9 protein-coding genes are annotated in these 11,960 nt (G+C 61.2%); 3 read left to right on the top strand and 6 right to left on the bottom strand.

All coding sequences use genetic code 11. The features are described from left to right. The first annotated feature begins 167 nt into the window (after positions 1–167). Positions 168–1,778: an AMP-binding protein gene (locus tag GA0061101_RS07200; RefSeq protein ID WP_092573333.1), complete on the top strand. Its 1,611-nt coding sequence runs from the start codon at positions 168–170 to the stop codon at positions 1,776–1,778. Positions 1,779–1,816: 38 nt separating this feature from the next. On the opposite strand, the gene GA0061101_RS07195 is transcribed toward GA0061101_RS07200, so the two are convergent. From GA0061101_RS07195 to GA0061101_RS07170, 6 genes are all read right to left on the bottom strand, one after another. Further along, positions 1,817–2,380, bottom strand: coding sequence for a VOC family protein (locus GA0061101_RS07195; protein WP_047562309.1), 564 nt, complete (start codon positions 2,378–2,380; stop codon positions 1,817–1,819). Between the two features lie 83 nt (positions 2,381–2,463). Next, positions 2,464–3,318: an ATP-binding cassette domain-containing protein gene (locus GA0061101_RS07190; RefSeq protein ID WP_092573332.1), complete on the bottom strand. Its 855-nt coding sequence runs from the start codon at positions 3,316–3,318 to the stop codon at positions 2,464–2,466. After that, complete coding sequence (locus GA0061101_RS07185; RefSeq protein WP_047562314.1) at positions 3,315–4,187, bottom strand: ABC transporter ATP-binding protein; 873 nt, start codon at positions 4,185–4,187, stop codon at positions 3,315–3,317. The genes GA0061101_RS07190 and GA0061101_RS07185 overlap by 4 nt, the downstream gene beginning before the upstream one ends. Continuing rightward, complete coding sequence (locus GA0061101_RS07180) at positions 4,184–5,077, bottom strand: ABC transporter permease (RefSeq protein ID WP_051963388.1); 894 nt, start codon at positions 5,075–5,077, stop codon at positions 4,184–4,186. The genes GA0061101_RS07185 and GA0061101_RS07180 overlap by 4 nt, the downstream gene beginning before the upstream one ends. After that, entirely contained in the window at positions 5,070–6,077 is a 1,008-nt protein-coding gene (locus GA0061101_RS07175) for an ABC transporter permease (RefSeq protein WP_037195345.1), read from the bottom strand. The genes GA0061101_RS07180 and GA0061101_RS07175 overlap by 8 nt, the downstream gene beginning before the upstream one ends. A 226-nt stretch (positions 6,078–6,303) precedes the next feature. Further along, positions 6,304–7,839: an ABC transporter substrate-binding protein gene (locus GA0061101_RS07170; protein WP_037195342.1), complete on the bottom strand. Its 1,536-nt coding sequence runs from the start codon at positions 7,837–7,839 to the stop codon at positions 6,304–6,306. 374 nt (positions 7,840–8,213) lie between these two features. Here GA0061101_RS07170 and GA0061101_RS07165 point away from each other — a divergent pair, with 374 nt between their 5' ends. Next, positions 8,214–10,367, top strand: a complete 2,154-nt coding sequence (locus GA0061101_RS07165) for a thiamine pyrophosphate-dependent enzyme (protein WP_037195337.1) — start codon at positions 8,214–8,216, stop codon at positions 10,365–10,367. 9 nt (positions 10,368–10,376) lie between these two features. After that, the gene (locus tag GA0061101_RS07160; protein WP_092573331.1) at positions 10,377–11,936 is read left to right on the top strand and encodes an indolepyruvate oxidoreductase subunit beta family protein; all 1,560 of its coding nucleotides are present in this window, start codon (positions 10,377–10,379) and stop codon (positions 11,934–11,936) included. Positions 11,937–11,960 lie beyond the last annotated feature (24 nt).

Here is an 11,960-nt window from a genome sequence, read left to right as displayed (position 1 = left end):
TCCAAAATTGCCTTTTGAAATCAAAGAGAATCCAAAAATATTTTAGGCTTAAAATTTCTTGCTTGAACATTTCGATCTTCGATGCGATCTTTTTTATCGCGCTACACGGCTGCAGGGGAAAGCGGCTGTCCTGGCGATTTGATCGAGAAGAATGCGGGAGCAAGGCGATGCTGGGACCGACCGGTCATACCGATACATTCACGCGAGACAATCTGCCGCCCTTCGGCGAATGGCCCGAGTTGCTGATGGATGGTTTCGACTATCCCGAATGGCTGAATGCCGGCTTCGAACTCAGCGACCGGATGGTTGAGCGAGGTTTCGGCGATCATGTGGCGCTGATCGGCAACGGCCGCCGCCGCACTTATAAGGAATTGGCGGACTGGACCAACCGCATCGCCCATGCGCTTGTCGAAAATTTCGGCGTGAAGCCCGGCAATCGCGTTCTCATCCGCTCCGGCAACAACCCGGCGATGATTGCCTGCTGGCTGGCGGTGACGAAGGTCGGAGCCGTCGCCGTCAATACCATGCCGATGCTGCGGGCGGGCGAACTTTCGAAGGTCATCGACAAGGCGGAAATCTCGCTGGCGCTTTGCGATACGAGGCTGCTTGAGGAGCTTGTCGCCGCGGCCAAGGACAGCCGCTTCCTGAAGCAGGTGGTGGGCTTTGACGGCACCGCCAATCACGATGCCGAACTCGACCGTATCGCCCTCAACAAGGCGGTCCGTTTCGAAGCGGTGAAAACCGGGCGCGACGATGTGGCGCTGCTCGGCTTCACCTCGGGATCGACGGGTGTGCCGAAGGCGACGATGCATTTCCATCGAGATATCCTGATCATCGCCGATGCCTATGCGAAAGAAGTTCTGCAGGTCACGCCAGACGATGTCTTCATCGGCTCGCCGCCGATCGCCTTCACCTTCGGTCTCGGCGGTCTTGTCGTGTTCCCGCTCCGCTTCGGGGCGTCTACGGCCCTGCTTGAAAATGCCTCGCCGAAGAACATGGTCGAGATCATCCAGGAATATGGCGCGACGATCAGCTTCACCGCGCCAACTGCCTATCGCGCCATGCTGGCGGCGATGGAAGAGGGGGCAGATCTCTCCTCGCTGCGCATCGCGGTATCCGCTGGCGAGACGCTGCCCGGGCCAATCTTCGAGGAGTGGACGCGCAAGACCGGCAAGCCGATCCTCGACGGGATCGGCTCGACCGAGCTGCTGCATATCTTCATTTCGAATCGGCTCGATGATGCCAGGCCGAACTGCACTGGCAGGCCGCTGACCGGCTATGAGGCGCGCATCGTCGATGACGAGATGAACGAGGTGCCGCGCGGCACGATCGGCAAGCTGGTGGTTCGCGGGCCGATCGGCTGCCGTTATCTCGCCGACCACAGGCAGGCGGACTATGTGCGTGATGGCTGGAACATCACCGGTGACAGCTTCATTCGGGACGAGGAGGGCTATTTCCATTTCGCCGCGCGTTCCGACGACATCATTCTTTCCGCCGGCTACAATATTGCCGGACCGGAAGTCGAAGCGGCACTTCTGTCGCATGCCGATGTGCTGGAATGCGCTGTCATCGGCAAGCCGGACGAAGATCGGGGCAGCATTGTTCAGGCGCATGTCGTGTTGATGCCGGGTGTGAGCGGCTCGCAGCTTCTGGTCAAGGCGCTACAGGACCACGTCAAGACTGTCATTGCGCCCTATAAATATCCACGTTCGATCATTTTCGTCGACGCCTTGCCGAAGACGGAATCGGGCAAGATACAGCGCTTTCGCCTGAAATAGCCGGAGGTTCGATCAGGACGTCGTTTTCCCGCCAAATCTCACTTGCTCGGGCTCTTCGGATTCCATAGCCGTGTTTTGGCGCTTTTTTCATAGGCCATGCCCTTCGGATAGCTGATTGCTTCGAACTGCAGCCCCCATGGTGCCTGGAAGTAAAGGATCGACTGGCCAGCTGCCGGACCGTCGTCGATTGTGAATGGTCCCAGCCGCGTTTCGATGTTCTTGCTATCGAGATAGGCTTTTGCTGCCGCGATATCGTCAACGTACAGCGAGATATGAAATGCACCGACATCGCTGTTCTTCTGCTGGAGATCTCGCTGATCGGGAGCCGAATATTCGAACAGCTCGATGTTCGATCCGAAGCCACAGCGGACTTGCGTTATCTGCTTTATTTCAGCCTTGGGGTCGACGCCGAGCAGATCTTTCATGAATGTGCCCTTATCGTCGGCAAACGGCCCGAATGACATTACGACCTCGCAGCCGAGCACATTCTCGAAGAAATCGATCGCCTGCTTCATATCCGGTACCGTGAGTCCTGTATGGTCGTGACCACGAAGTCCGGGTAGCCCGGTGGCTTTTGTTGCTGCTGACACAGGGTATTTCATATTGCTTCCCTTCTGTTGCCGGTGCCGTCGCGCAGCTCGCTGCGGTTAAAATGGCAGCTTTGCGCCCCCCTGCGGGCGACTATTCAAGCACTGGATGCTTCTTCAATCAGGCTTTCGCGGCCGAGCCAGTGCGGGTCGATTTCCGGCAGGGGAATCGCATCGAGCAGCATGCGGGTATAAGCGGAAGCGGGTTCGGTGAAGACGCGCTCGCAATCGCCTTCTTCCTCAATGCGGCCGTGCCGCAGGACGTAGACGCGGTCGCAGAGAGCGCGGATGACCGAGAGGTCGTGGCTGATGAAGGCCATGGACAGGCCGAGGTCTCGCGACAGTTCCTTCAATAGGTTAAGCACTTGCGCCTGGGTCGACACGTCGAGGCCGGAAACGATCTCGTCGGCGAGCACGAAGTCCGGTTCCAACAGGGCGGCGCGGGCAATGCCGATGCGCTGGCGCTGGCCGCCGGAAAGCTCGTGCGGATTGCGGTCGAGGCACGCTTGAGGCAGCGTCACACGCTCGAGGATTTTGGCGACGCGGCGTTCGGCCTCCTTGCGATCCGAGGCCAGTCCGTGCAGGAGCAGCGGCTCGACCAGAATGCGGCGGATCGTATGGCGCGGGTTGAGCGAGGCCATAGGGTCCTGGAAAATCATCTGCATGCGCCGGCGCAGCGGCCGCATTTCGCTATCAGGCAGATGCGTGATGTCCCTGCCGTCGAAATGGATGCTGCCGGCGGAGACGTCGACCAGGCGCAGCAGGGCACGGCCGAGCGTCGTCTTGCCCGAGCCGCTTTCGCCGACGATGCCGACGGTCTCGCCGCGGCGGATATCGATGTCGACGCCGTGCAGCACCTTGATGCCATGGCCCGGTGGTCCGAAAAGATGCCGTTTGGCGCCATAGGTGACCTCGATGCCTCTGGCCGACATGAGATTATCGGAAGTGCTCATCGTCCGACCTCCGGAATGCCGATCTCTCGGCGCAATTGCTCGAAGACCGCCTGCGGCACCGGCGTCAGCCCGGCATCCGGCCGGTCGTAGCGCGGGCCGGCTGACAGCAGCGATTTCGTGTAGATGTGCTGCGGGCGCGCAAGCACATCGCCGGTTTTGCCCTGCTCGATGACCTTGCCGGCATAGAGCAGGGTAACGCTGTCACAGATCTGGGCGACGACGCCGAGATCGTGAGTGACGAAGATGACGGCGGTGCCATGCGCCTCCTGCAGGCCGCGGATCAGCCGCAGGATCTGCTTCTGCACGGTGACGTCAAGCGCCGTGGTCGGCTCGTCGGCGACAACCAGCTTCGGCTCCAGCGCAAAGGCGGCGGCAATCAAGATGCGTTGCCGCATGCCACCCGACAATTCGTGCGGATAGGCACGCAGCACGCGCTCGGGATCGCGGATATGCACTTCTTCGAGCAATTTCAGTGCACGCAGCCTCGCATCGCGCGACGACATACCCCGCTTCAGCCGCAGGCCATCGGTCAGTTGTGCCTCGATGCGGCGGCCAGGATTGAGCGCCGTCTGCGGGTCCTGCGGGATCAGCGAGATGTCGCTGCCCATGATATCGCGCAATTCCCTAGCGGAGAGAGTGAGAAGATCGCGATTCTCGAAAAGGATGGAGCCGCCGGTGATGCGAACGCCGCGCGGCAGGATGCCGAGCAAGGCCTTCGCGATCGTCGATTTGCCGGCGCCGCTTTCTCCGACGAGGCCGCGCACTTCGCCGCGCTCGAGCGTGACGGAGACATCTCGCAGGATCGGCGCGCCGCCTTCGCGGTCGGATACGGCGCTGAGGCCCATTATGGAGAGAAGCGTAGATGTCATCGGCGCATTACCGGATCGAGAGCGCGACGCAGGCCGTCGCCGAGTTGATTGAAGGCAAGTACAGTCGCGAAGAGGGCGATCAGCGGCACGACCAGCACCCACCAGCCTTGGTAGATCATCTGCCTGCCCTCGGCGATCATGCCGCCCCAGGTCGGCGTGTCCGAGGAGACGGAGAGGCCGACGAAGGACAGGATGGCCTCGACGATGACGGCGATGCCCATCTCCAGGCTGACAAGCGCGATCAGGACCGGCATGACATTGGGCAGGATCTCGCTGAAGAGAATCTTCGCCCGCGAAAAGCCGATCGTATGGGCGGCTGTCACGTAGTCCATCTGCGCCTGCGCCTGGGTTTCGGAGCGCACGACGCGACAGAAGCGGGTCCAGTCGATGATGACGATGGCGGCGATGACCGAATGCACGCCCGAGCCGAAGACAGCGACCAGCAGGATCGACAAGAGCACCGGCGGGAAGGCCATCCAGATATCGACCAGGCGCGAGATCACCTTGTCGATCCATCCGCCATACCAGCCGGCGAGAAGGCCGAGCAACGTGCCGATGAATGCCGCAAGCCCTGCCGCGACGAAGGCGACCGTCAATGCGATACGCGTGCCGAAGATGACGCGGGACAGGACGTCTCGGCCCAGATCGTCCGTGCCCAGCAGGAAGCCTGGATCGGAGCCGTCGACCCAGACCGGCGGCAAGGTGCCGGACATGAGATCCTGCTCCAGCGGATCCTTCGGCGCGAGATAGGGCGCGAAAACAGCGAGAATGATCAGGATGAGGATGAAGCCGCCGCCGAAGATCACCTTCGGCTCGGAGAGCAATGCCCGAACCCGTTTCGCCATTCTGGAGGGCGGGCTTGGCATGGCGGGCGAGATGACGTCAGCCATGGGCGAGCCTCGGATTGAAGGCCGCGACCAGCAGGTCAACTGCCAGGTTGACGAGGATGAAGAGAGCGCCGAAGACCAAGACGAGCCCCTGGATGAGCGGCAGGTCGCGGTTGATGACCGCGTCGATCGCCATGTTTCCGATGCCGGGATAGGCGAAGATGCGCTCGACGATGACGGTGCCGCCGATCAGGAAAGTGAATTGTACGCCGGTGAGCGCGATCGTCGGGCCGACGGCGTTACGCAACGCTTCCTGCAGCACCAGCCGCAGGTCGGACATGCCCTTCAGCTTGGCGAGCAGGATATAGTCCTGCACCATGGCTTCAGAGAGTGCGGCCTTCAGCACGCGGGCGATGATGGCCGCCAACGGCAGGCCGAGCGCCAGCACCGGCATGACCATATGGGCTGATATATCGGCAAAGACGCGGAAGCGGAGGGTGAGCAGGCTTTCGATGAGATAGAAGGGGGTCGCGAATTGCACGTCCGTGCTTGGATCGATGCGGCCGGAAAGCGGGAAGAGCGGAAACAGCACGCCGAGGACCAGAACCAGCGCCAGCGCCCAGACGAAATCCGGCACGGCAAGGAAGAGGCCGTTGAGGCTGTCGAGGATCGGTTCGAGGATGGTGCGGCGGGCGAGTGTGCCGATGATGGCGACAGCGCCGCCGAGAAGGACCGCGAGTACGAGGGCCGCAAAAGCCAGTTCCAGCGTCGCCGGCAGGCGCTCTCCCAAGAGCGATAACACATCGCGTTTCAGCGAGATCGAGGTGCCGAAATCACCCGCCAGCACCGACTTCAGCCAGATGCCGAATTGGGTGGTCAGGCTTGCGTCGAGGCCGTAATGGGCGCGGAGCGCGGCGATATCGGCGGGGCTAGCGCCCGGTGAGATCATCATGGCGATGGGATCGCCCGGCACGACCCGCAGGAGCACGAACACGATCAACGCCACGCCGAAGAGCGTGGCGGCGGCCATGATCAGGCGGTTGAGAATGGAGACTGCTATCATTCGTTATGAATTCCGATCGCACGGCTGGTGGTGATGGAGAGCCCCAAGCCCCTCATCCGCCCTGTCGGGCACCTTCTCCCCGTTTTGACGGGGAGAAGGGAAGACGCACCTACAGCCTACCCCTAACGACATGTTCCGGCGAGGATACAAAGATCGTCCCCTCTCCCCGTCAAAACGGGGAGAGGGCTAGGGTGAGGGGCCGGGCTACACGTTCAAAGCTGGACGATCACCCCTTCGACACCAGCGTCGGCTGCAGCGCGCCGGAAACGTTCGGCGTCACCTTCAGGCTCGATTTATAGACGATCGGCTGAACATATTGCAGCAGCGGGATCACATAGCCCTGTTCTGCAATGTACTTGATTGCAGCCTTCCAGCCGGCGATGCGCTTCGCTTCGTCCTTTTCCACCCAGAGCGGACCCAGCATGTCGTCGACATCCTTGGTCTTCCAGGCCGAGTGCGGCGAGGGGCCGAACATGGCGAAGCCGGTCGAGGTCGTGGGGTCGCCGATGGCGTTGCCCCAGTTGTAGAAGGCGGCGGGGCCGAGCTGGTGGGCGGCGCGCAGTTCGTAATGCTTGGCGATTTCGTAGACTTCGATTTCTGCTTCGATGCCGACCTTGCGCCACATGCCGACGATCGCCTGGATCATCTCGTAATCCTTCGGCTTGAAGCCGCGGGTCGTCTTGATGCCGAACTTGACTGGCTTTGCCGGCGAATAGCCGCTGGCCGCCAATAGCTTCTTCGCCTGTTCCGGATCATAGGGGATCTTGATCGAGGCGTCGTAGGCTTCGTATTCCGGCGCTTCCAGCGTCGAAAGCGGCTTGCCGTAGCCGCGCAGCAGACGCTTGATGATCGCTTCCTTGTCGATCGCCAGGTTGGCAGCGAGACGGACGTTCTTGTCGAGCATCGGGTCGACGTTGCTGATGAAGATCATGCCGATATCCGAGATCGGCGTGGCAACGCCTGCAAGTCCGGACTTCTTCCTCAGCCGGTCGAAATCCTCATAGGGGATTTCCAGCGTCACATCCGACGAGCCGGATTCGATTTCGGCGACGCGGCTCGTGGTGTCGGGCACGAACTTGAAGATGACCGTATCGAAGGCCGGCTTGCCGCCGAAATAGTTGGGGTTCGCCTTCAGGCGCAGATAGGAATTGCCCTCATAGGCGTCGACCATATAGGGGCCGGTACCTACAGGCTTCTTCTCGAAGCCTTGTGCGCCCACTTTGGTATAATAGTCCTTCGGCAGGACATAGCCGGTGAGGAAAGCCATCCACTTGAAGTAAGTGGGTTCGAAGCGAACGACATCGCCGGTGATACGGTTGCCTTCCACCTTATAATTATTGGCCGTCGACCAGATGAACTGGATCGGGTTGCCGGTTTCCTGCTTGGCGGCGCGCTCCAGTGACCAGACGATGTCGTCGGGCGTAAACTTGGAGCCGTCATGCCAGGTAACGCCCTCGCGAACGTCCATCCAAACCTTGGTCTTGTCGTCGTTCCAGCCCCAGGCGGTCAAAAGGCCCGGCTGGAATTTCAAGTCCGGCCCCTGGGCGATGAACTGGTCGAAGACCGAGCGATAGATCGCCTGGATCGACGGATTGACCGCCGACGGTCCTGTGGTCGGATCGAAAGAAGGTAGGTTGACGTTGTAAGCGATGGTCAGCGTGCCGGCTTCGGCGGCTTCCACATGTGTCCTGCCCGCGAGAATCCCAGTAATGAATGCGGCTGCGCCGAGGCTCAAGGCCTCGCGCCGAGTAAGCGTTGTCATGGTCACTCCGTTCCCCTGTTAAGCGGCAGAAAAGCATGACGCCCGCCTGCCGCTGGCGATTTATTGTCGGAATGTTTTAATCCTAAAATAAGTATTTCGGAGCGGCAAGCGCTTTCTCTGAGCGTCTCACAAAATCCAGGCCTTCATTTTTCAGCGCGCCTCGTAATGCGCCCATATTTCATGCATTTGCATATATATGCGCTTTCACCCACGATTTCTTCGGGGCGTTTTCGGAATCGGACGGCACATTTCTGCGGCTTGAGCGCCAATCAACCCCCGAAGTCTCATATTTGTTCGTTGACAGCTCGAGGAAGTTCAAAATATGATTTTGCAAATGATTTAAAAGAAGCCCATAGGGCAAAGGGGTAACGTCTATGGCCGAGCGGTCTTTTGCGCGCGAGGTCGAGGATCTGAAGCTCGGGGAAGGCGATATCTTCCGCGGCGAGGGTATTCTCGCGATCACCAAGGCACTCCTGCAATCCGGCGTGTCCTATGTCGGCGGCTATCAGGGCTCGCCGATCTCCCATCTCATGGATGTGCTCGCCGACGCCAAGGATGTGATGGAGGATCTCGGCGTCCATTTCGAGACCTCGGCATCGGAAGCGGCGGCTGCCGCCATGCTTTCGGCCTCCGTGATGTATCCGGTGCGCGGCGCCGTCACCTGGAAATCGACGGCGGGGACAAATGTCGCCTCCGATGCACTCTCCAACCTGTCCTCGGGTGGGGTCACCGGCGGTGCGCTGATCATTATCGGCGAAGACTACGGTGAGGGCTCCTCGATCATGCAGGAGCGCAGCCATGCCTATGCGATGAAATCGCAGATGTGGCTGCTCAACCCGCGCCCGAACCTGCCGTCGATCGTGCGGGCGGTGGAGGAGGGTTTCGAGCTTTCGGAGGCCTCCAATACGCCCGTCATGCTGCAGGTCGGCATTCGCAGCTGTCATGTGCACGGCCAGTTCGTCGCCAAGGACAACAAGCGGCCGGCCTATACGTTGAAGCAGGCGCTGGAAAATCCGATCCGTGACGTCAACCGCATCGTGCTGCCGCCTGCCTCTTTCCTGCATGAGAAGGAAAAGCTGGAGAAACGCTGGCCGGCTGCCGTCGAGTTCATTAAGAGGCGCCAGCTCAACGAGTATTTCGGTCCGTCGGAAGGCGAGGTCGGCATCATCCTGCTCGGTGGTGCCTATAACGGCGTCATGCGGGCGCTGCAGCAGCTCGGCCTTGCCGATGTCTACGGCAATTCCGCCGTGCCGCTCTACGTACTGAACGTCGCCTATCCGCTGATCGACGATCAGATGGCCGAGTTCTGCGCCAATAAGAAAGCGGTTCTGCTGGTCGAGGAGGGTGCGCCCGAATATATCGAGCAGTCGCTCAACACCATCCTGCGGCGCCGCGATATCCAGACGAAGATTTCCGGCAAGGATGTCCTGCCGATGGGCGGAGAATATACCGCGCCTGTCCTGATGAAGGGCATCAAGAATTTCCTGGAGACACATCAGCGCGTGCTGCTCGGCAACCAGCCGCCACTGCCGGACCCGTCGCCGATCCTCAACGATCCGAAGATCAAGGCGCTCGCCGAAGTCGTGCCGCCGCGCCCGCCGGGCTTCTGCATTGGCTGTCCCGAGCGGCCGATCTTCGCCGCGATGAAGATGGTAGAGGGCGAACTCGGCCAGCACCACATCTCCGGCGATATCGGCTGCCACCTGTTCTCGATCCTGCCGCCGTTCAACCTGGGCAGTACGACCATGGGCTACGGTCTCGGCCCGGCGGCGGCCTCGGCCTTCAATGTCGCCGCCGACAAGCGCGCGATCTCGGTCATGGGCGATGGCGGCTTCTGGCACAATGGTTTGGCGACTTCCGTCGGCAATGCCGTCTTCAACAAGCAGGACGGCGTCATCCTCGTTGTCGACAATTTTTATTCGGCCGCGACTGGCGGGCAGGACATCCCGTCATCACGTGCGTTGAACCCGCGCCGCAAGACCAATAATTCCATCGTCAATGCGGTCAAGGGCATCGGCGCGACCTGGGTCCGCCAGATCGACCGCACCTATGATGTCGCCAAGATGCGTGACACGCTGCGCGAGGCGCTGACCTCGAAGGAGCCGGGGCCGAAGATCATCGTCGCTTCCTCGGAATGCATGCTGAACAAGCAGCGCCGCGTGAAGCCGCAATTTGCCAAGGCTGTCAAGGACGGCAAGCGCATCGTTAAGGAGCGTTTCGGCGTCGATGAGGATGTCTGCACCGGCGATCACGCCTGCATCCGGCTTTCCGGCTGTCCGTCGCTGTCGGTCAAGCATACCGACGATCCGCTGAAGGATGATCCGGTGGCGGCGATCGACAATAATTGCGTCGGCTGCGGCAATTGCGGCGAAGTCGCGGAGGCTGCGGTGCTCTGTCCCTCCTTCTATCGCGCCGATATTATTCATAACCCCACGGGTTGGGACCGCTTCGCCGCCCGCTTGCGTTCCGCCGTGATCGGCTGGCTGCAGGCGCGTCGCCGCGCCGGCCGCATCGTCTTTTCGGATTGAGAGGGCGATATGAACGAGCATGTGAGCATGAGTGACCTCGGCGCCAGCCGCCTTTCGACGGACAAGCCATTGTCGCTTGCCATTCTCGCCATGGGCGGGCAGGGCGGCGGCGTGCTGGCCGACTGGATCGTCGGTCTTGCGGAAGCCGAAGGCTGGATGGCGCAGACGACGTCTGTGCCCGGCGTGGCGCAGCGAACGGGCGCGACGATCTACTATATCGAGATGCTGCCGGCGAGGGACGGTCACGCGCCGATCTTTTCGCTGATGCCGACGCCTGGCGATGTCGATGTCGTCATGGCGGCGGAGTTGATGGAGGCCGGCCGCTCCGTCCTGCGCGGTCTGGTTACGCCAGACAAGACCGTGCTGATCGCTTCGACGCATCGTTCCTTCGCGGTCGGCGAGAAGGAAAAGCCGGGCGACGGCATCGGCAATCCCGAAATCGTGGTCGAAGCAACGGATTTCGCCGCCAAGCGCACCATCGCCTTCGATATGGAGACGCTGGCCATCAAGAACGGCAGCGTCATTTCGGCTTCCATGTTCGGCGCTCTGGCTGGTTCGGGGGCGCTTCCTTTCGCAAAGCAGGCTTTCGAAGCGATGATCCGGGCCGGCGGCAAGGGTATCGAGCCGAGCCTCAAGGCGTTCAACGCCGCCTTCGACCGGGTCAAGGACAAACCGCGTGATGCGGTTTCCGCAACGCCGACGAAGCATTTCGACGTTCTGCCTGAGACGGCCGGCCACCCGGCACTGGATCGGCTGGTCAATCGCATCCGCGTCGAATTTCCGGAAGCGGCTCGCCCGCTGCTGTTTGCCGGCGCCAAGAGGCTGACCGACTACCAGGACCCGGCCTATGCTGATGAATATCTGAGCCGCGTGGCGGCTCTCCATGCGCTCGACCGCAAAGCCGGCGGAGCGGACAAGGATTTCGCCTTCACCGTGCAGGCTGCGAAATATGCGGCCGTCGCCATGGCTTACGACGACGTCATCCGCGTCGCCGACTTGAAGGTGCGCGCATCGCGTTTCGAGCGTGTGCGGAAGGAGGTTGGCGCCAAGGACGATCAGATCGTCTACATGACCGAATACATGCATCCGCGCATGGAGGAAGTCTGCGGCACGATGCCGAAGGGTCTCGGCCTATGGATCGAAAACCGGCCGAAGCTCTTCGACCGTCTCGATCGCATGGTCAACAAGGGCCGCCGTGTGCAGACAGGAACGCTCTTCTGGTTCCTCAGCCTCTATATTGTCTCGGCCTTGCGCCGCACCCGTCGCGGCACGCTGCGGCACATGCGCGAGGTCCAGCATCGCGAAGCCTGGCTTGTGGCGGCGGCCAACCTGCTTACGGTCAATTACGATCTCGCCGTCGAGGTGCTGAACAATCGCCGCCTGGTCAAAGGCTATTCCGATACGCATGCGCGCGGCCTGTCGAAATTCGATCGGGTGATGTCGGCGCTGCCGATGCTGCGCGATCGGGAGGATGGAGCCGCCTGGATGAAGCGACTGCGGCAGGCGGCGTTGCTGGACGAGAATGGGGCTGCACTGGATGGCGCGCTGAAGACGGTGGAGACGTTGTGAAGGGCAGAGGGTGTATTACAGTGT

This window comes from Martinezella lusitana, from assembly GCF_900094565.1.
Classification (GTDB): domain Bacteria; phylum Pseudomonadota; class Alphaproteobacteria; order Rhizobiales; family Rhizobiaceae; genus Rhizobium; species Rhizobium lusitanum.
This window is presented reverse-complemented; position numbering and strand designations above follow the sequence as displayed.

Bases quoted from the DNA above. Each gene is read 5' to 3' on its own strand.
- GA0061101_RS07200 (WP_092573333.1), top strand. From the start codon at position 168: ATGCTGGGACCGACCGGTCATACCGATACATTCACGCGAGACAATCTG.
- GA0061101_RS07195 (WP_047562309.1), bottom strand. From the start codon at position 2,380: ATGAAATACCCTGTGTCAGCAGCAACAAAAGCCACCGGGCTACCCGGA.
- GA0061101_RS07190 (WP_092573332.1), bottom strand. From the start codon at position 3,318: ATGAGCACTTCCGATAATCTCATGTCGGCCAGAGGCATCGAGGTCACC.
- GA0061101_RS07185 (WP_047562314.1), bottom strand. From the start codon at position 4,187: ATGACATCTACGCTTCTCTCCATAATGGGCCTCAGCGCCGTATCCGAC.
- GA0061101_RS07180 (WP_051963388.1), bottom strand. From the start codon at position 5,077: ATGGCTGACGTCATCTCGCCCGCCATGCCAAGCCCGCCCTCCAGAATG.
- GA0061101_RS07175 (WP_037195345.1), bottom strand. From the start codon at position 6,077: ATGATAGCAGTCTCCATTCTCAACCGCCTGATCATGGCCGCCGCCACG.
- GA0061101_RS07170 (WP_037195342.1), bottom strand. From the start codon at position 7,839: ATGACAACGCTTACTCGGCGCGAGGCCTTGAGCCTCGGCGCAGCCGCA.
- GA0061101_RS07165 (WP_037195337.1), top strand. From the start codon at position 8,214: ATGGCCGAGCGGTCTTTTGCGCGCGAGGTCGAGGATCTGAAGCTCGGG.
- GA0061101_RS07160 (WP_092573331.1), top strand. From the start codon at position 10,377: ATGAACGAGCATGTGAGCATGAGTGACCTCGGCGCCAGCCGCCTTTCG.